This is a genomic window from Xanthomonas sp. LMG 8993 (assembly GCF_009835065.2).
Taxonomy (GTDB): Bacteria; Pseudomonadota; Gammaproteobacteria; order Xanthomonadales; family Xanthomonadaceae; genus Xanthomonas; species Xanthomonas arboricola.
On record NZ_QVIF02000009.1, the window covers coordinates 21,707 to 39,399 of the forward strand.

A 17,693-nucleotide genomic window follows, 5' to 3' on the forward strand; every position below is an offset into this window, starting at 1 on the left:
CGGCTGCATGCGCGCGCGGCCACCCGGCGCCTGGGGCCACGGCAGGCTGGATGTACGCAAGCGGAGCCGCAGGCATGACGCTCGCGCTGCCCTGGCTGGTCGGCAGTGCCTTGTTGCTGCTGGTGATGCTGAGCTGGTTCCGGCTGCTGCGCGCACATGTCCGGCAACCACGCGCGCGGCTGTGGCTGTTGCTTGCCGCCCAACCGCTCCTGGCCGGCCTGCTCTACCCGGTGCTGCTGCCGCCGCCGCGCGCCGGCAGTGCGAGCGAACTGCATGTCGCCACCGCAGGCACCCAGGCAGACCAGGTTCGCCCGACTGCTGCGCCGTGGGTCGCGCTGCCCGAGGCACCCGCCTTGCCGGGCGTGGCACGCGTGCCGGACCTGGCCACCGCGTTGCGGCGCGCGCCCGGCACCACCGCGCTGGTCGTGCATGGCAGCGGCCTGCCGGCGCGCGACCGCGACGGCCTGCGCGTCCCTGTGCGGCTGGCGCTGGCTCCGGTGCCGACCGGTCTGGTCGCCGTCTCCACGCCGCCGCCGGTCGCACCGGGCGAACGCATCGCCATCAGCGCGCGCGTGCAGGACCTGCCGGGCGCGCGGGTGGAACTGCTGGACCCGGCCGGGCAGGTGGCCGACACCGCCACCGCCGATGCAGCCGGCCAGGTGCAGCTGCGTGGCCAGGCGCGTGCACCGGGGCAGGTGCTGTTCGCGCTGCGCCTGCGCGACGGCGCAGGCGCCGAACGCGGCCGCGTGCAGGTGCCGGTGCTGATCGCCGCAATGCCGTCCGCACGCGTGCTGTTGCTGGCCGGCGCGCCGCAGCCGGAACTGAAATACCTGCGCCGCTGGGCCAGCGATGCTGGCATGCAGGTGCGCAGCCAGATCGCCGTCGGCCCCGGCGTGCAACTGGGCGAGGGCGCTGCACTGGATGCCGCCAGCCTGGATACGCTGGACCTGCTGGTCATCGACCAGCGCCGCCTGGTCGCCCTGGGCAACGCGCAGCGCCAGGGCGTGCGCGCCGCGATCGGCCGCGGCCTGGGCGTGCTGGTGCGCACCGACGGCCCCCTGGATGCTGCCGCCCGCGCCGCGCTCGGCGAGCTGGGCCTGGCCGTGACAGGCGGCAGCACCAGCGCAGCGGTCCCCGCGCCGCGCTCGCTGGTGGCATCGCCCGGCGCCAGCGACCCAGCCGCAGCACCGGCCGACGCCGCGCCACTGCCGCCCCTGCAACGCCGCACCCTGCAGCCGCAACAGGCCGACGCCGTGATCGCCGCACGCGCAGACGACGGCAGCGCGTTGGGCTGGTGGCGGCCGCAAGGCCGCGGCCGCATCGGCATCGGCCTGATCGAAGACAGCTTTGCCCTGGTCCTGGCCGGCCGCAGCGACCTGCATGCCGCGCTGTGGGCGCAGCTGGTGAGCGCTGTCGCCCGCGCAGGCGGCAGCGCGCCGGCTGCGGTGCAGCCTGGCTGGTCGCAACACCGCATGACGCTGTGCGGTGTCGCCGCGGACGCGGCTGTCATCGGCCCCACCGGCACGCCCCAGGGACTGCTGATCGATCCCGCCAGCGGCACCCGGGCCTGCGCCGCCTATTGGCCGGCCACCGCAGGCTGGCATCGTCTGCAGACCGGCACCGAACAGCGCTGGCTCTATGTCCGCGCGCCCGGCGATGCCCCCGCGCTGCACACCCAGCAGACCCGCGACGCCACCGTTGCAATGGCCGCCGTCGACGCTCCCGCAAGCGTCGGCGCGCCAACAGCACAGCCCGGCGCCCGATGGCCCTGGCTGCTGGCCTGGCTCACGCTGGCCGCAGCACTGTGGTGGCTGGAACGACGCAGGCGCTGACTGCGGCAGTGCACGGCCACATCAGCGCAAGATCGCGTGCGGTGCTGCTTTCAAACAGTCGCACTTGAAATGCATTGATTTGGGAAACAGCCGTGCTGCAATGTCAGCAACGTCTTGGTGCCACATTCAACGCGACTGGCGCGACCACACCCGGCAACAGTTGTTCGCCGGCAACGCCACATCGTCGATCAACTGCAAGCCCACCGACACCGCCAGTGCATCCACCGCTTCGGCATCGCGAATGCCCGATGCGGGATCGCGTTCGCGCAACATCGCATCGAACGCGCGATTGCTCTGGCTGGTGAATTGGCCATCGCGGTTGAACGGCCCATACACCACCAGCAGCGCATCCGGCGCCATCACCGCCGGCAACCCCGCAAACAACGCCTGCACCTGCGGCCAGCCCATGATGTGCAAGGTATTGGCGCTGTAGACCGCGTCGTAGCCGGCAGGCTCGCCCGCCTGCGCAGGCGGCAATGGCGGCGTGGGCGCCAGGCCCGGTGTCGGCGTCAGCACCGCCTGCAATGCAATCGGTGGCGGCGTATTCGGTAATGCCGCCTCGTCCAGCCACTGCGTCATGCCCGGCAGATGGTCGGCATGATCGCTGGCCTGCCAGCGCAACCACGGCATCGCCGCCGCAAAATGTACCGCGTGTTGCCCGGTCCCGGCGCCGATTTCCAGCACATTGCGGCGGTCGGCAAAGTGCCGTTGCAACACCTCCAGGATCGGGTCGCGGTTGCGTGCGGAGGCTGGCGAAAAGGGTTTGGTCATGGAAGACGTCCAGGAAGAGCGAACCCGATTGTCGCGCGCGCAAGCGACATTGCGCAGTGCGCACGACGGCATCGATGCGGCGCCGCGCCCGCATGCGCGTGCGCGTGCATCAACGCAGGCCCGCAAATTCCGCTGTTGCTTGCAGGTTGCCTGGATGGCGCTTGCAGCTTGCCCGCCGCAGATGCGCGGCACCGCGGGGCGTTAGGTTCAACGCGCCGCCGGCAATGCGTCATACGCACGTCGCACCGCGTCCTCGCCATAGCGCCGCTCCAGCCGGCGCACGATGAAGTGCCCGCGCGCCATCGCCTGGAAGTGGCGCATGAACACCGTATTGAGGGTTGCGCCGCTCACCGCACCGACCAGCGGCACTGCCTGCACGGCGAGTTTTTCGCCGACATTGACCGAGAACTTGGCCGCAACGCGCGACACCAGCGACACCAGCACCGGCGCGCCCTTGCTGGCAAACCCGTGTGCGGCAACGTATTGCGCCGCAGCGCTGAGTTGCTGCGCCATCGCCGCGCGTACCGCGAAGTAGCCCGATTCGGCGCCATCGTCGCCGACACTGCGCCCGCCATGCGCCAGCACTTCCAGGCAGGCCAGCGCGGTGTCCGGATCCTGCAGCGATTCGCCTTCGGAACGGGCGATATCGGCGATGGAGCGCAACATCACCGTCGTGGTCACCGGCAGCTCCACCAACAGCCCGGGCAGGCCGAAGAATCCGCCGGCACCACCGGCGACAGCCACCGCCATGGTGTGGCGTGCGGTGGACGCAGGCTGCTGCAGATCGGTCTTGCCGCGCAGGCTCAGTAATGCCGATTTCATCGCCACCTGCAGCGCGCGGCGGGTCACGCCGTCGATGCTGCGGGTGACCAGCTTCGGCAGCCGTCGGGTGATCAGGCTCTCGATCGGCGCGCCCATTGCATTGGCCAGTCGGGCGGCCACGCCGGGGTTTTCCAACAGCGCGTGCGCGGTGGCCAGATCGCGTTGCGCGGCAACGTCCATCACCGGGATCGGAAGCGTCGTCATGCCTGCTCTTCGTCGTTGGGGGCTTGCGGCGATGGTACCCAGCGCCATGTGAGCGCCGGACGAGCGAACTCGGCAAGCGAAAAACACCATCCTGCAATTGGCTGGCAAAATGCGCCATCATCGGGGTTCAAGCAGCTAATGCCGAACAGATGAATCGTGAGATCCGCCACAGCATCGTCATTGCGGCCGCGCCGGAAGTGGTCTGCGCCGCATTGTCCGAGCCCATGCAGCTGGCGCGCTGGTGGACGCGCGAGGTGAGCCTGGTCGAGAACCGGGTGCGGCTGGACTGGAGCCGGCAGGGCTGGCGGGTGGAGCTGAGCATCGACGACGGTGCCGACTACCGCCTGGTGCGCTGGCGTTGCCACGCCTCCAACATGCTCGACACCGACGCCTGGAAGGGCACGGTGATGCGTTTTGACCTGCGCTCCACCAGCCAGGGCACGCAGGTGGAGTTCGAACACTCCGGCTATCGCGACTCGCCCTGCAAAGAGGCCTGCGCACGCGGCTGGCGCTTCTTCCTGGGCAGCAGTCTCAAGCGCTATGTGGAAACCGGCGAAGGCATGCCGTCGGTCGATATGCGCAGCCCCGAGCTGCCTAACAGCGGCGGTCGCACGCTGCGCTAGTGGCGGCTGATGTCACGGCCGCTCGCTGGCATAAGGGCGACACGGTAGACGCCGATCCATCAAGCCAGGCGCCCTGGCGTGCCAACTGTCGTCCCCGATGGCGACATAGCGGACCGCTCGCTCACGCCGGGTCCGCTTACGCCGTATGCGGCTGGCCCATGGCAGGCGCCGTGCTGCCGGGCAGCTGCGCATCCACCGTCACCGGGCTGTCGCTGCGCAGCAATGCGCGCGCCTCGGCATCGGTGGCCACCGCCGGCGGCGAGCCGCGCAGCGGCAGGCCGGCGGTTTCGCGCACGAACAGCATGGTCACCAGGCCGATCGCCGCCGCGCCCATCAGGTAGTACGCCGGCACCAGCGGGTCGCCGCTGCGCTCCACCAGCCAGGCGGTCACCAGCGGCGTGGTGCCGCCGAACAATGACACCGACACGTTGAAGGCGATCGACAACGCGCTGTAGCGCACCGGGGTGTAGAACAGCGCCGGCAGCGTGGACGGCATCGAACTGGTGAAGCACACCAGCGCCAGGCCGAGCAGCATCAGCCCGGCGAAGATCAAGCCGTCGTGGCCGCTGCCGATCAGCAGCAGGCAGGGGATGGCCAGCGCGAACAACGCGACGCAGGCGCCGATGATCATCGGCCGGCGGCCAAGCCTGTCGCTGAACAGGCCGCCGACGATGTTGAGCGGCATCATCACCAGCATCACCAGAATGATCAGCAACAGGCCCTTGCTCTCGGCATAGCCCATGGTGACGCTGAGATAGCTGGGCATGTAGGTCAGCAGCATGTAGTCGGTGACGTTGAACACCAGCACCAGGCCCACGCACTTGAGCAACTGCGGCCAATGCAGGCGCAGCATCGTCAGCAGGCCCTGCGCGGCGGTTTCGCGCTCGCGTTGTTCCGATTGCTCGGTATAGGCACGAAATGCCGGGGTTTCTTCCAGTTTCATGCGCATGTACAGGCCCAGCAGGCCCAGCGGGCCGGCAATCAGGAACGGCACACGCCAGCCCCAGTCGAGCATCTGCGCCTGGGTCACCGTCATGTGCAACGCCGTTACCGTGGCGGCGCCGGCGATGTAGCCGCCCAGGGTGCCGAATTCCAGCCAGCTGCCCATCAATCCACGATTGCGGTCGGTGGCGTATTCGGCAATGAAGGTCGCCGCGCCGCCGTATTCGCCACCGGTGGAAAACCCCTGCAACAGCCGCGCCAGCAACAGCAGCGCCGGTGCCCACAGGCCGATCTTGGCGTAGGACGGAATCAGCCCGATGCTGAAGGTGCCCAGGGCCATCAGGATCATGGTCGCGGCCAGCACCTTCTGCCGCCCGTAGCGGTCGCCGAGCGGGCCGAACACCAGCCCGCCGATCGGCCGCACCAGGAAGGCGACGGTGAAAGTGGCAAAGGTGGCAATCAACTGCGCGGTGGGATTGCTGGCCGGGAAGAACACCTGCCCCAACGTCACCGCCAGGTAGCCGTACACGCCGAAGTCGAACCACTCCATCGCATTGCCCAGCGCGGCGGCGCCTACTGCCTTGCGCAGCATGCCGCGGTCCACCACGGTGACTTCGTCCAGTTGCAGTTGGCGGCGGCGCTTGAACCAACCGAAGTGCGAGGCAATCGCGCGCGTGTCGTGCATGTGTTGTGTCTCCATGTGCGGCCATCGCTGCCCGCTCGCCCTGGCAACGCACAGGACACGGCGCATCACGCAGGCATGGCAATGGCACATGCACAAGATGACGCCGGAGGCATTCCCGGACGGCCGCGTGGACTCAGCGACGCTGCGGGACAGACGACCAAGGGATGGGCAATGCCCAAGGGCTTGATCAGCCCGTTATGGTACTACAGCGCGCAGATCGCTGCAGCCGCGATGGCGGAGCATCGCTGAAAAGCGCTTGTTTCAAGGCATCTGGCGCATTTTGCGCGTACATTGCGCCCTCAGTGCACTGCGCATGTACTGCCGTAGTGCGCGCCATCGATCAGGCGCTGTGCATGCTTACACCAGCGCCTCACCCAGCTGCGACAGCAGCGGCTGCAGATCTTCGCGCGTCTGCGGGCGCACGGCGCGCGCCACTTCCACACCGTCGCGCAGCAGGATGATGGTCGGCCATAACGTGACGCGGAACGAGCGGCCCAGGGGCCGCCCTTTTCCATCTTCGATCTTGCGGTAGTCGAGCGCCGCCACGCCACCCAGCAGTTTCTGCAGCAGCGGTTGCGCGGCAATGCAGTGGCCGCACCAGTCGGTGCCGAATTCCAGCACCTGCAGACCGGCCTGTGCATCCACCTCGCTGCGTTCGGGCGCCTGGGTGGCGTAGTCGCGAACAAACCCCATCGTCTAGCCGCTCCGGTGTGCTTACGACAATGCGCGCTGGATCTCTTCCAGCGGCAGGTTGGTCAGGTCCTTGGCCAGGTCGCCGACCAGGCGCTGCTGGGTTTCCTTGTGCAGCAGCGGGCGCACGCGGCCCAGTGTGGTCGGGTCGGCGACCAGCACCAGATGCGTGTACTCGTGCTTCAGCGCGCCATCGTTCAAGGCGTGCGACAGCTGCTTGGCGAAGGTCATTTCGTCCATGTCCGCCTCGCTGAGATCCTGCGGCGCCTTGCCGGCCGGGCCATCGTCGTCGACGTTCTGCACATCGGTGCGCGCGTGCTGGCGCAGCACCACCTTGGCTTCGTTCCCGGTGTTGGTGAACCAGCGCGCTTCGCCGCCATCGGCCACCACCACCAACGCACCCTGAGGAATTTGCAGACTCATTCGATTCTCCTGATAGAACGGCGCTGCATGTGCAACGCCAGTCGGCCTCAACCTAGGTGAGAGGATGTAAGCGCCGCGCCTAGCCGGTGTCAGCGTGGCGTTAGCGTGGTGCGGCCAGCGGCGGAGGCGGCAGGCCCAGATGCTTGCTGAAGAAACGCGCCGCCACCCGCAGCGCCTGCTGGCTCTCCGGCAATGCGTTGGTGAGGTGGAAGGCGTGCCCCAGGCCATCCCACACATGCAGATCCGATTCGCGGCCCAGATCCACCAGGCGCGCATGCGTGTAGGCGGCATTGCTCAGCTCGGCAGCACGCGTGGCGGTCAGAAACAGCGTCGGTGGGAACTGCTGCAGCACCGCATCGGAAAACACCGGCGACACCAGCGGATCGTGGAAGTCCACGTTGTCGCCGTAGTACAGGTCTTCCCAGATCGGCAACGCCCCGGCCTTGTCCGGCAGCAAGGCATCGTTGACTGCCGCCACCACAATGCGCGAATCGCCGCGGTAGCGCGCATCGCCTGCGGCGCAGAACAGCCCGGCCGCCGCCGGCATCGGCAACTTCTCCTTGGCGAACCACGCCAGCGATTCACCGGTGAGCACCCCGCCGGCCGAACAACCGAACAGGCCGATGCGCTCTGGCGCATAGGTCTTGAGCGCGGCGCGATACACCGCCGCCACATCCTCGCTGGCAGCCGGGAAATGGTGCTCGGGCCCCATGCGGTAATCCACCGCGACCACGGTCATGCCGGTCATCGCCGCCAGCGGAATGGCTTCCATCAAGCCGAACGAGGCCGCGCTGCCCATCACGAAGCTACCGCCATGCAGTTCGATCAACATGCGCTTGGCCTGCTCGGGTGTGCGCGTACGCGGCTCCACCCGCAGCACCGGCACGCCGTTCCAGGTTTCGGGCGTGATCTCCACCGCGTAGCGCGTGCGCAGCTGCGCAATCACGCCTTTGGCCCAACGCTCGGTGTCGGCGCGGATGCTCGGCAATTGCTTGAGCAAGGTGGCGTTGTCGGCCTTGTCCAACGGATCGGCGCGGGCCACCCCGGCGGCCATATGCGCACGCGCGGCCGGGCTCAGATACTCCGACACCGGCAGGTCGAACGCAGGCACATGCCGGATGCCATCGGGGGCCGATGCGGTCGCCGGTGGTGCCGGCTCGGCAGCGGTTGCGTGCATGCTGCACGCGGTACAGATCAACGTGAGCGCCAGCGTTTTGTTCAACCAATGACGTGTCATGCAGTGCCCTCCCAGGCAAGTCGAACCGCCAAGGATACCGTCAGCGGCCGGCTTGCATCGCGTGCAGACAATGGCGCTGCATGTAACGACGCGATGTAACGAAAATGCTGCAACTACGCACACCGCAGCGTGCAATCGGACCATCGCATCAAGCGTGCGCGAGCGTTCGCTATCGCAGGCAGGTGGATGCGTTTGCTTGCATCCGGCGGACATCGACATCGCGACCACCGGCACCACCACGGCGTGTACCGGTGCATCGACGCATGCACTTAAGTCATGCGCTCAGGCAGCAGGTGTCGACGCTGCAGTCGGTGGCAGATGCTGCAATGCCTGCAGCGTGGAGGTGGTCAGTGGCGACGGCAGTGCGTCCAGTGCGAACCAGCCGATGTCGGCGATCGCTTCGGGCTCGCGCCGCTCGGCGTGCTCGCTGCCCTGGATCGCGGCCAGATACACCGGCGCAACCCAATGCTGCGGCGGCGTCAGGTTCGGCTCGAAGTAGCTGACGATGCACAGCACGCCTTGCAGTTGCACCTGCAGGCCGGTTTCTTCCAGCACTTCGCGCACCACCGCGTGTTCCACCGTTTCCATCCAGTCCACCTTGCCGCCGGGCAGGCCCCAATGGCCTTGCTCGGGTGCACGCCCGCGCTGCACCAGCAGCAGGCGGCCATCGGCGCGGCGGATGAACGCGCCGCAGCCAACGCGTGGACGTCGGTCGGTATCGATTGAGTTGGACATAGGCATTCCGGACGTTGAGGCGCGTAGTGTCCCAGATGTGCGGCAGGCAGGTGGTGCATCTGCGCCGTGCATGCCGGTGGCGAGGATGCCGGCAAGGCTGCGCGATGCCGCCAGTCGATGCGGTGCATCGCACGCGCCTGCTCGCGTGATGCGCAGGGCGATCGCCATGGCGCCGCACTACGCAAGCACCCGCTAGATCGAATCCACGCACCTGCAAGTGCATGCTCCTGCGGAGCGCCTCTCCACGCCCATCCACGCTGCCTTAGCGCCAGGTTGGCGAGGATGCGTGCAGCCCGCGCCGTCATGGCGCACCGTCCTGGAGGTTGGAATGTCGCGTATCGTCGTGATCGGTGGCCATGGCAAGGTCGCGCGTCTGCTGACGCCGTTGCTGGTGCGCGGTGGGCACTCGGTCACCGCACTGTTTCGCAATCCTGCACACGCAGACGATGTGATTGCCGACGGCGCCACCCCGCAGGTGTTCGATATCGAACAGGCCGACACCGATGCGATTGCCGCGCAACTGGCCGGCCACGATGCGGTGGTGTGGTCGGCCGGCGCCGGTGGCGGCGATGCGGCGCGCACCTATGCGGTGGACCGCGATGCGGCGATCCGGTCGATGCATGCCGCCGCGCAGGCACGCGTGCGCCGCTACGTGATGGTGTCCTATCTCGGGGCCGGGCTGGAACACGGCATCGGCCCGGACGATGGCTTCTTCGCCTACGCGCAGGCCAAGGCCGCCGCCGATGCGCAGCTGCGCACCACCACGCTGGACTGGACCGTGCTGGGGCCGGGGAGGCTCACGCTGGAGCCGCCAAGCGGCCGCATCACCCGCGATCCAGGCAGCGATGCCGATGGCGGCGTGTCGCGCGCCAACGTGGCGCAGGTCATTGCCGCGGCATTGGCCATGCCAGCCACCATCGGCAAGACGGTGGGCTTCATCGACGGGCAGACGCCGATCCAGCAGGCCTTGTCGCAGCTGGAATGAACGCCAGGCCTATCGCGATGCCTGCGCGCGGCGCACCGTGCACCGACCTAACGAATTCCTAAAGCCGGCCTCGGCATAGTCGCGGGCGCAGCCCATTGTGGAGGTCGCTTATGTCTGCATTCGTCACGCCACGCCGTGCCGGCATCCTGCCGCCGTACCTGCTGGACCATGTGGCCCAGGCCGCGCCCGAGCGTGCGCGCCAATGCGCGCTGTTGTCCCGGCAGATCACCGCGCAGCTGCGCCAGCAGCGCGCGCTCGGCCTGCTCGCACGCGCCCAGGCGCTGGCCGCCGATGCTGCCAGCACGCCCGCCACGCAGGCCGTGCAGCGGCAGATCTACGACGCCCAACAAGGCACCGCCCTGCCCGGCACCCTGGTGCGTGCCGAGGGCGCTGCCGCCACCGACGATGTGGCGGTGACCGAGGCCTACGATTATCTCGGCGCCACGCACGACTTCTTCCAGACGGTGTACGGGCGCAATTCCATCGACGGCGACGGCATGCCGTTGATCGGCACCGTGCATTACGAGCGTGGCTACGACAACGCCTTCTGGAATGGCGAGCAGATGGTGTTCGGCGATGGCGATGGCGAGGTCTTCAACCGCTTCACCATCGCCATCGACGTGGTGGGCCACGAGCTGACCCACGGCGTGACCGAGCGCACCGCCAACCTGATCTACCAGGACCAGTCCGGTGCCCTGAACGAGTCGCTGTCGGATGTGTTCGGCGTGTTGATCAAGCAGTACTCCTTGCAGCAGCAGGCAAGCGAGGCGGACTGGATCATCGGCGCCGGCTTGTTGATGCCCGGCATCAACGGCGTGGGCCTGCGCTCGATGCGCGCGCCCGGCACGGCGTACGATGACCCGGCCCTGGGCAGGGATCCGCAACCGGCCAGCATGGCCGGCTACGTCGACACACAAGAGGACGATGGCGGCGTGCACTACAACTCCGGCATTCCCAATCACGCGTTCTATCGCGCGGCCGTGGCCATCGGTGGCTACGCCTGGGAGAAGGCCGGCCGCATCTGGTACCGCGCGCTCAGCGGCGGCAACCTGGCCGCCGGTGCGGACTTCGCCACCTTTGCCGCGCTCACCGTCAGCATTGCCGCTGCGGACTACGGCGCCGGCAGTGCCGAGGCAACCGCGGTGCAACAGGCCTGGCGCGACGTGGGCGTGCTGGCATGAGTCCACAGCGTCCGCCAGTGGATGCAGGCGTGACCTTGCGGCTGGCACGCGAGGGCGGGGTGGCCGCCTTCCCCGCCATGCGGCGCGAACGCCAGCTGGTGATGGATGACCTGGACGAGGCGCAGCGCCTGCAGCTGCGTACCTTGCTGGACCAGTGCCTGGTGCATGCGCTGCCGCGCCCGCAGGCCGGTGGCGGCGATCGCCGTTATTTCAGCATTGCCTGGGACGGTGCCAGCGAGCCGCTGCGCATCCCCGAAGAACATGCACCGGCCGCGATCGTACGGTTGTGGAAACAGGGCACGCTGTAGCGCACCTGTGCCGCAATGCCGCCGCAAGCGATGTCGCGCGCGTGCCCATCGCCATCCACAAACGAAGACACCGCGCAGTGCGCGGTGTCTTGGTATCGAAAGTGGTCCAACTGCGGATGCCTGCACCCTTTAAGCTGCCTAGATGCTCTAGGGCTGCACAGCTGGTGACGCATAGTGCGGCCTGCGGCGTTAGCGCCACGTGCAGCGCAGCAGTCAACTTGAAGACACCCTACTCATCGCTGCAGTGCAGCAGGCCATTGCCGGCATCCGGCCCTGGCGCGCGCGCGTGGCGGGCGCCATTGGCATCGCACGCCGCCGCACGCCTGCATTGCCGTCAACACCGGCTTCGCGGATAGTCGCTGCACCGATCGGACGACTCCTGGACCTTTGTGATTGTGTTGCTGCTTGCTGCCGGACTGCTTGCCGGCCTGGGACTCGCCGGCGTCGTCGCCTGGCTGCTGCTGCGCCAGCGCGCGCGCACCACGGCTGCCTCTGCCGCGTCTGCCACCGTCACCCATGCCGCACGAGCGCCGCACGTGCCGCAGCCGGTGGCTGAGCAGGTGCGGGCGCCGCAGCAGGCCCAGGCGCATGCCGCCGCTGCAGCACAGCCCCTGCCGTCCGGGCCGCCACCGATGCAGCCGCTGCTGCGCCGCATGTATGCCGCGGTGATGTCCACCCCGGCGCTGGCCGACGGCCACCTGCCGACCGACCCGGCCCAGGCCGCGGTGCTGGCGGCGGTCGGCGCTGCGCTCGACCACGTGGACCTGCGCCCACAGCTGTTGCCGCGTCGCCCGCAGTTGTTGCCGCAGCTGATGCGCGCGGTCAACGACCCGGATGCTTCCGGCCGCGGCATCGCCGCGATCATCGCGCAGGACCCGGCGCTGGCCGCCAACCTGCTGCGCATCGCCAACAGCGCGCTGTATCGCCCGCAGGGCGGCCCGCTGGAAAGCCTGGAGCGGGCCGTGGTGCATATCGGCACCGAGGGCGTGCGCCAGATCGTCGCCGCCGCCGTGATGCAGCCGGTGCTGAGCCTGGAGGGCGGCCTCTACGCGCGCCTGCCGGCGGCAGTGTGGGACTACGCCCTGCGGACCGCCGCCGCTGCGGCCGCCTACATGCGCGAGCGCGGTGGCGATACCTTGTCGGCACAGCTGGCCGGCCTGCTGCAAGGCCTGGGCGCGGTGGTGATCCTGCGCGTGCTGCGCGATGCCTACGCCGAGCGCCCGAGCCTGCCCTACAGCCTGGAAGTGGCCGCCGCGCTGGTCGAACGCCATACCGCCGCCGTCGCCAAGACCATTGCCACCACCTGGGACCTGCCCGCCGCGCTGGGCACCGCGCTGGACGAGCAACGCCCCGAGCACGACACCACCCTGCTCACCAGCTCGCTCGGCATGGCGCTGCGTTACGGCCGGCTGGCCGCCGCGCTGGCCATGCTCGCCCGCCACGGTGCCGAGCAGGAGGAGCATGCGCTCAGTGTGCTGTCCACGCTGGAGCCGGACCACGCGGCCAACGCCGCGCTATGGCAACGGCTGGTCGCCGCCAGCGTGGAGTGAGGCCGGCCCGGTCGCGATACGCATGTGCCCTGATAAGCGCATGCGCAGCACCACCGCTCAGCAATCGCTCGCAATCATCTCCTTGACCCGCGCCGCAAGCAGGCTGACGCTGAACGGCTTGGCCAGCACCGCCATACCCGGTTCCAGGTGGCGGTCGTTCAACTGCGCGTGTTCGGCAAAGCCGGTGATGAACAGCACCTTGAGCCTGGGCCGGCCGACGCGCGCGGCATCGGCCATCTGCCGGCCGTTCATGCCGCCGGGCAGGCCCACGTCGCTGATCAGCAGGTCGATGCGCGCTGGCGACTGCAGGATGCCCAGCCCGGTGGCGCTGTCGCCGGCTTCCAGCACCGTGTAGCCCAGCTCTTCCAGCACCTCGGTGAACAGCAGGCGGATGGACGGTTCGTCATCGACGATCAGCACGGTTTCGCCGGCCAGCGAGGGCGCCAGTTCCAGCGTGGCGGCACCGCCGTCGCTGCTGTCGTCGGCACCGGCATGCCGCGGCAGGTAGATGCACACCGTCGAACCCTTGCCCACTTCCGAATGGATGCGCACCTGCCCGCCGGATTGCTTGGCAAACCCGTAGATCATCGACAGGCCCAGGCCGGTGCCCTCGCCGATCGGCTTGGTGGTGAAGAACGGATCGAACGCGCGCGCCACCACGTCCGGCGGCATGCCGGTGCCGGTATCGCTCACGCACAGCGACAGGTAGTGGCCTTCCGGCATGCCCAGCTGCTGGCCCATCTCGCGGTCGATCCAGCGGTTGCTGGTCTGCACGCACAGGCGCCCGCCGTCGGGCATTGCATCGCGCGCGTTGATGCACAGGTTGAGCAGCGCGTTCTCCAGCTGCGGCGCATCTACCAGGGCCAGCCACAGCTCGGCCGCGGCAAGGTTTTCCACGCAGATCCCCGGGCCCACCGTGCGCTGGATCAGCTCCAGCATGTCCACCACCAGCCGGTTGACGTTGGTCGGCTTGGGCAACAGCGTCTGCCGCCGCGCAAATGCCAGCAGCCGGTGGGTCAGCGCAGCCGCGCGCGTGGTGGCGCCCTGCGCGGTGGTCACGTAACGCTCCAGGTCGCGGAAGCGGCCTTGTTCGATGCGCAGGCTCATCAGCTCCAGCGCGCCGGAAATGCCCGCCAGCAGATTGTTGAAGTCGTGCGCCAGCCCGCCGGTGAGCTGCCCCACCGCTTCCATCTTCTGCGATTGGCGCAGCGCCTCTTCCACCGTCATCAGCTCGCGCGTGCGCTCGGTGACCCGCTGCTCCAGCGTGTCGCTCAGCTCGCGCAGTGCCGCCAGCGCGCGGTCGCGCTCTTCCGACAGCGCGTGGCGCGCCTCAATGTCCAGCAGCACACCGGGAAAGCGCAGCGGCGTGCCATCGGCGCCCTTTTCGACCCGGCCATTGGCTTCCAACCAGTAGTACTTTCCGTCGCGCCGCTTGACCCGGTACTGGTGCGCGTAGGCACCGCCGCGGGCGAGCGCTTCGCCAATGGCCACGCGCAGCCCCTCGCGGTCGTCCGGGTGCACGGTCTGGATCACCTGCTCCAGCGACAGGCCGCTGCGGCTGGTGGACGGATCGAAGCCGAAGTTCTGCGCAAACGCCTCGTCCACCGAAAACGCGTCGGTGGGCAGGTCCCAGATCCAGGTACCGATGATCGCCCCGGCCGCCAGCGCCAGCTGCACGCGCTCGGCATTGCGGCGCGCCACGGTTTCCGCCTCCAGCGCGCGATCGCGCTCGCTGGTACGGTTGACCACCTCGTGCACCAGGTGGGTGTTCTCGTTGCTCAACATCGCGTGCTGGATGTCGCGGTTGCGGTCGGCCGCCACCTGCGCGGTGGTTTCGATGGCGATATTCATCAGCCCCACGATGCTGCCGTCTTCGCCGCGGATCGGCGAGGCGGTGGCATTCCAGTAGGTCATCTCGTTGACGCCGTTGCGCAGCATCGGCAAGGCGATGACCCCCTGGCCGAAGCCCTCACCGATTTGCATCACCCGGGCGAAGTCCTGTGCGATGGGCGCGTAGGTTTCCTTCCACACCTCGGTCACCGGCTGGCCCAGCGCCTGCGGATGACGGTCGCCCATCGATTGCACGTACACGTCGTTGTAGAGCAGGCGCAGCTCCGGCCCCCACAGCACCGCACCGAGCAGGGTGGAGTTGAGCACCACCGACAAGGACGAGCGCAGCGACTGCGGCCAGGTCTCCGGCGCCCCCAGCGGCGTGGCGGCCCAATCGTGTGCGCGCATCAACGCGCCCATCTCGCCGCCCCCCGCAAGAAACTCCAGGCCGGCGGACTCGGTGGCGGGGCGCTGTGTGCTCACGTGACGGCATTGCCTGGCGGAAAGTGCGCGCATTGTGGCACGCAGCGACCTCAGCAAGCCGTGCAGACGCGCGCGTGCCCCGCGGTGGCGCTGCGCGCGCCAGCTGGGCGTGCTGACGCGGGGATGACGGCATGCCCACGTCGCACTCACGTCCTGCGGGTACAGACTGGGCCGCAACATCCCCAACCGTATGAGGCACCCCGTGGACAAGAACCGTATCGAAGGTACCGCCAAGCAGGTCAAGGGTTCCATCAAGGAAACCGTTGGCCGCGTCACCGGCGACAAGAGCACCGAGCTGGAAGGCGCTGCCGAAAAGAATGTGGGCAAGGTGCAGAACAAGGCTGGCCAGGTCGCCGACAAAGTGCGCGACGCCGCCAAGTAACGCTGGCAAGTCAACACTATAGGCAGGCATTACGCCCGCCGCGCTGAAGCAGTGGATTGGCCGTCAGGCGTCACGCACGACGACGTAGACGGTGGATTCCACTTCGGCGAGAGATCGCACCAACGCCCCGACATGATCGGGGCGTTGGCGTTTTCGGGTTTGGAAATGGTTTTTGATTTACCAGGCTGACGGCCAGGAGTGTTTGCACGTCGCCGCAACGATGATCAAGCCACGTGCACGCGCACAACGCACTCCCCTGGGCGTGCGCCCTAAACGCTGGGCTTGCGCCCGCGTGTAGCAGGCCGCTTCGCAACGCTGTCGCCATGTTGCTGCCACCACATGGTCAGCGCTTCCATCGTTGGGCCCAGTCCGCGCGCCTTCGGCGTGATGGCGTATTCCACGCGCGGTGGCACCTGCGCAAACACGGTGCGCGTGACTAGGCCATCTGCTTCCAGCTCGCGCAATTGCGCGGTGAGCATGTGCTGGGTAACGCCGGGGATGGCCTTGCGCAGCTCGCCGAAGCGATACACGCGCTGATTGAGCAGCCACATGATTTCCAGCTTCCATTTGCCAGACAGCAACGCAAATGCGCGACGCATCTGTTCGTGCATGTTGTGCTCGCCGTCCTCAATGGTCTGCTTTTTCATACTAAGCCCTGGTGATTCATCCTACTTTTCAATCGATATCTTAGGCGACATTCTGATGGCCGGTTGCATTTAAATATTGACTGGCAAACACCATGAGCATTTCTATTTACTGGATCAGTACCGCGCTGCTGTGCCTGTTGTATCTGGCCTCTGCCGGCATGTATCTGGCCAAGGGCGAGTTCGTGCGCAAGGCGCAGGCCGAGCTGGGGTATTCGGCACCGTTGCTGGTGCCGTGGATGATCGTCATCAAGATCCTGGGCCCGGTGGCGATTGTGTGGCGCTTCAACACCGCGTTGAGCGATCTGGCCTACGCCGGCATGTTCTACCACCTGCTGTTGTCGGGCATGGCGCATCTGGGTGTGCGAAAGCCCAAGGACGCGGTACCGGCCGTGTTGGGGCTGCTCTTCCTGCTCGCTTCGTTCGTTACGCAAAACGCCGCGCGCCAGCTGCCCTCGCCCTATGCACCAACTGCAGCGGCCATCCACGCAACGCTGCAGTAACGCGACCCATCGGTTTTAATGCGTCTGCAGCCACCGGCTACAGACGCAGATAAACGCTTACAGCCAGATGTAACCGATGATTCCATCGTTCGCCGGGTTCTTCACGTTCTCGCAGCTGATGTCCAGAGTATCGAAGTGATCAGCCCAGTTGTTCGGCTTCAGGCCGCCACGCATGCAGCGGTAGAGAGGGACGGTACCAGCGATCTGGGTCGATGCGATGTACCCAGTGATCGGCATGTCTCTCGCTGGCAATTGCCCTTCGCAATTAGAGTCGGTCGAGGTGAATAAATCGCGGTAGTCGTTCGTCATGCACGAGTACAACGTGTGACTTCCCTCGAATGGGTAGTAGGAAATGAATCCAAGTGTTCCCTGCTTCTTTCCTGGGTAGATCATGCCGCCAGGAGTATTCAGTGGGCGCCCTGACCTCGTGTCGTCCCTGTAGAACCAGCGTTCCAATTCGACCAACTGGACACCAGCGGGGACAGATGCTGGCTGAGCTAACGCGGCTGCCGTTGTACGATGGCTTGCACCCAGATAGTCGATTTTCTGAGCAATCGCCGATTCTGTCCCAAGGAGACCCACACTCATTACCGCGGCGGCCAGGGTACTACTCAAACAAAACTTCATATTCCGTCCTAAGTTCCGGTGAAATCCGGCTGGCTATACTCTGCCGTGCACACCAAGTAGACGAGGCGGATAGACTGATTCTCGTGTGGGAAAATTCTGAATCGCGTGCCGCGGTCCGCGTCCAGACGCGGCACGTCATTGCCAATCATCGACACCATAAAGCTGTCGAATGGATGAGATCGGTGTCTGCGCTGTGGGTGGATGACAGCAGATAAGGTGGGCCATGTGACTTCGGT

18 protein-coding genes are annotated in these 17,693 nt (G+C 67.3%); 8 read left to right on the top strand and 10 right to left on the bottom strand.

Going from position 1 to position 17,693, the window contains the following annotated elements; translation table 11 throughout:
* Nucleotides 1-74: 74 nt before the first annotated feature.
* Entirely contained in the window at nt 75-1,832 is a 1,758-nt protein-coding gene (locus tag DYQ94_RS15840; protein ID WP_160955015.1) for an amino acid adenylation domain-containing protein, read from the top strand.
* 126 nt (nt 1,833-1,958) lie between these two features.
* Here the strand turns inward: DYQ94_RS15840 and DYQ94_RS15845 are convergent, their stop codons facing one another.
* On the bottom strand, nt 1,959-2,603 hold the full coding sequence (locus DYQ94_RS15845) for a DUF938 domain-containing protein (protein ID WP_126966849.1): 645 nt from the start codon (nt 2,601-2,603) through the stop codon (nt 1,959-1,961).
* A gap of 207 nt (nt 2,604-2,810) precedes the next feature.
* Complete coding sequence (locus DYQ94_RS15850) at nt 2,811-3,605, bottom strand: EcsC family protein (protein WP_046345239.1); 795 nt, start codon at nt 3,603-3,605, stop codon at nt 2,811-2,813.
* Nucleotides 3,606-3,778: 173 nt separating this feature from the next.
* Here DYQ94_RS15850 and DYQ94_RS15855 point away from each other — a divergent pair, with 173 nt between their 5' ends.
* Nucleotides 3,779-4,252: an SRPBCC family protein gene (locus tag DYQ94_RS15855; protein ID WP_126966848.1), complete on the top strand. Its 474-nt coding sequence runs from the start codon at nt 3,779-3,781 to the stop codon at nt 4,250-4,252.
* 136 nt (nt 4,253-4,388) lie between these two features.
* On the opposite strand, the gene proP is transcribed toward DYQ94_RS15855, so the two are convergent.
* The 5 genes from proP to DYQ94_RS15880 all read right to left on the bottom strand — a co-directional run bounded on the left by proP (nt 4,389) and on the right by DYQ94_RS15880 (nt 8,970).
* Entirely contained in the window at nt 4,389-5,879 is a 1,491-nt protein-coding gene (gene proP / locus DYQ94_RS15860) for a glycine betaine/L-proline transporter ProP (protein WP_102250663.1), read from the bottom strand.
* A gap of 357 nt (nt 5,880-6,236) precedes the next feature.
* On the bottom strand, nt 6,237-6,572 hold the full coding sequence (locus tag DYQ94_RS15865) for a thioredoxin family protein (RefSeq protein WP_039515739.1): 336 nt from the start codon (nt 6,570-6,572) through the stop codon (nt 6,237-6,239).
* A 21-nt stretch (nt 6,573-6,593) separates the two neighbouring features.
* On the bottom strand, nt 6,594-6,992 hold the full coding sequence (locus tag DYQ94_RS15870; RefSeq protein WP_016902952.1) for a host attachment family protein: 399 nt from the start codon (nt 6,990-6,992) through the stop codon (nt 6,594-6,596).
* 100 nt (nt 6,993-7,092) lie between these two features.
* Nucleotides 7,093-8,169: an alpha/beta hydrolase gene (locus DYQ94_RS15875; protein ID WP_184429003.1), complete on the bottom strand. Its 1,077-nt coding sequence runs from the start codon at nt 8,167-8,169 to the stop codon at nt 7,093-7,095.
* Between the two features lie 342 nt (nt 8,170-8,511).
* Nucleotides 8,512-8,970 (bottom strand): NUDIX hydrolase, encoded by a 459-nt coding sequence (locus DYQ94_RS15880; RefSeq protein WP_160955017.1) that lies wholly within the window; start codon nt 8,968-8,970, stop codon nt 8,512-8,514.
* 322 nt (nt 8,971-9,292) lie between these two features.
* On the opposite strand from DYQ94_RS15880, the gene DYQ94_RS15885 reads away from it, so the two are divergent.
* The 4 genes from DYQ94_RS15885 to DYQ94_RS15900 all read left to right on the top strand — a co-directional run bounded on the left by DYQ94_RS15885 (nt 9,293) and on the right by DYQ94_RS15900 (nt 12,988).
* Entirely contained in the window at nt 9,293-9,949 is a 657-nt protein-coding gene (locus DYQ94_RS15885; RefSeq protein ID WP_160955018.1) for an SDR family oxidoreductase, read from the top strand.
* A gap of 110 nt (nt 9,950-10,059) precedes the next feature.
* Nucleotides 10,060-11,130 (top strand): M4 family metallopeptidase, encoded by a 1,071-nt coding sequence (locus DYQ94_RS15890; RefSeq protein ID WP_160955019.1) that lies wholly within the window; start codon nt 10,060-10,062, stop codon nt 11,128-11,130.
* Nucleotides 11,127-11,438 (top strand): protealysin inhibitor emfourin, encoded by a 312-nt coding sequence (locus tag DYQ94_RS15895; RefSeq protein ID WP_026064425.1) that lies wholly within the window; start codon nt 11,127-11,129, stop codon nt 11,436-11,438. The genes DYQ94_RS15890 and DYQ94_RS15895 overlap by 4 nt, the downstream gene beginning before the upstream one ends.
* A 389-nt stretch (nt 11,439-11,827) precedes the next feature.
* On the top strand, nt 11,828-12,988 hold the full coding sequence (locus DYQ94_RS15900) for an HDOD domain-containing protein (protein WP_160955020.1): 1,161 nt from the start codon (nt 11,828-11,830) through the stop codon (nt 12,986-12,988).
* 57 nt (nt 12,989-13,045) lie between these two features.
* Here the strand turns inward: DYQ94_RS15900 and DYQ94_RS15905 are convergent, their stop codons facing one another.
* Nucleotides 13,046-15,334 carry an ATP-binding protein gene (locus DYQ94_RS15905; protein ID WP_184428932.1) on the bottom strand — a complete coding sequence of 763 codons (2,289 nt, stop codon included), beginning with the start codon at nt 15,332-15,334 and terminating at the stop codon, nt 13,046-13,048.
* Nucleotides 15,335-15,503: 169 nt separating this feature from the next.
* On the opposite strand from DYQ94_RS15905, the gene DYQ94_RS15910 reads away from it, so the two are divergent.
* A complete protein-coding gene (locus DYQ94_RS15910; RefSeq protein ID WP_016902944.1) occupies nt 15,504-15,683 on the top strand; it encodes a CsbD family protein in 180 nt (59 codons plus the stop codon).
* A gap of 269 nt (nt 15,684-15,952) precedes the next feature.
* Here the strand turns inward: DYQ94_RS15910 and DYQ94_RS15915 are convergent, their stop codons facing one another.
* Nucleotides 15,953-16,330, bottom strand: a complete 378-nt coding sequence (locus DYQ94_RS15915; protein ID WP_104554727.1) for a winged helix-turn-helix transcriptional regulator — start codon at nt 16,328-16,330, stop codon at nt 15,953-15,955.
* Nucleotides 16,331-16,422: 92 nt separating this feature from the next.
* Here DYQ94_RS15915 and DYQ94_RS15920 point away from each other — a divergent pair, with 92 nt between their 5' ends.
* A complete protein-coding gene (locus tag DYQ94_RS15920) occupies nt 16,423-16,830 on the top strand; it encodes a DoxX family protein (protein ID WP_160955022.1) in 408 nt (135 codons plus the stop codon).
* A 57-nt stretch (nt 16,831-16,887) separates the two neighbouring features.
* On the opposite strand, the gene DYQ94_RS15925 is transcribed toward DYQ94_RS15920, so the two are convergent.
* The gene (locus DYQ94_RS15925; protein WP_184428930.1) at nt 16,888-17,457 is read right to left on the bottom strand and encodes a hypothetical protein; all 570 of its coding nucleotides are present in this window, start codon (nt 17,455-17,457) and stop codon (nt 16,888-16,890) included.
* Nucleotides 17,458-17,693: the final 236 nt, after the last annotated feature.

Excerpts from the sequence above, each read along its gene's own strand:
- DYQ94_RS15925 (WP_184428930.1), bottom strand. The coding sequence starts at position 17,457 with ATGAAGTTTTGTTTGAGTAGTACCCTGGCCGCCGCGGTAATGAGTGTG.
- DYQ94_RS15885 (WP_160955018.1), top strand. The coding sequence starts at position 9,293 with ATGTCGCGTATCGTCGTGATCGGTGGCCATGGCAAGGTCGCGCGTCTG.
- DYQ94_RS15905 (WP_184428932.1), bottom strand. The coding sequence starts at position 15,334 with ATGCGCGCACTTTCCGCCAGGCAATGCCGTCACGTGAGCACACAGCGC.
- DYQ94_RS15850 (WP_046345239.1), bottom strand. The coding sequence starts at position 3,605 with ATGGACGTTGCCGCGCAACGCGATCTGGCCACCGCGCACGCGCTGTTG.
- DYQ94_RS15920 (WP_160955022.1), top strand. The coding sequence starts at position 16,423 with ATGAGCATTTCTATTTACTGGATCAGTACCGCGCTGCTGTGCCTGTTG.
- DYQ94_RS15880 (WP_160955017.1), bottom strand. The coding sequence starts at position 8,970 with ATGCCTATGTCCAACTCAATCGATACCGACCGACGTCCACGCGTTGGC.
- DYQ94_RS15865 (WP_039515739.1), bottom strand. The coding sequence starts at position 6,572 with ATGGGGTTTGTTCGCGACTACGCCACCCAGGCGCCCGAACGCAGCGAG.
- DYQ94_RS15895 (WP_026064425.1), top strand. The coding sequence starts at position 11,127 with ATGAGTCCACAGCGTCCGCCAGTGGATGCAGGCGTGACCTTGCGGCTG.
- DYQ94_RS15915 (WP_104554727.1), bottom strand. The coding sequence starts at position 16,330 with ATGAAAAAGCAGACCATTGAGGACGGCGAGCACAACATGCACGAACAG.
- DYQ94_RS15875 (WP_184429003.1), bottom strand. The coding sequence starts at position 8,169 with ATGCACGCAACCGCTGCCGAGCCGGCACCACCGGCGACCGCATCGGCC.
- DYQ94_RS15870 (WP_016902952.1), bottom strand. The coding sequence starts at position 6,992 with ATGAGTCTGCAAATTCCTCAGGGTGCGTTGGTGGTGGTGGCCGATGGC.
- DYQ94_RS15890 (WP_160955019.1), top strand. The coding sequence starts at position 10,060 with ATGTCTGCATTCGTCACGCCACGCCGTGCCGGCATCCTGCCGCCGTAC.
- proP (WP_102250663.1), bottom strand. The coding sequence starts at position 5,879 with ATGCACGACACGCGCGCGATTGCCTCGCACTTCGGTTGGTTCAAGCGC.
- DYQ94_RS15855 (WP_126966848.1), top strand. The coding sequence starts at position 3,779 with ATGAATCGTGAGATCCGCCACAGCATCGTCATTGCGGCCGCGCCGGAA.
- DYQ94_RS15840 (WP_160955015.1), top strand. The coding sequence starts at position 75 with ATGACGCTCGCGCTGCCCTGGCTGGTCGGCAGTGCCTTGTTGCTGCTG.
- DYQ94_RS15845 (WP_126966849.1), bottom strand. The coding sequence starts at position 2,603 with ATGACCAAACCCTTTTCGCCAGCCTCCGCACGCAACCGCGACCCGATC.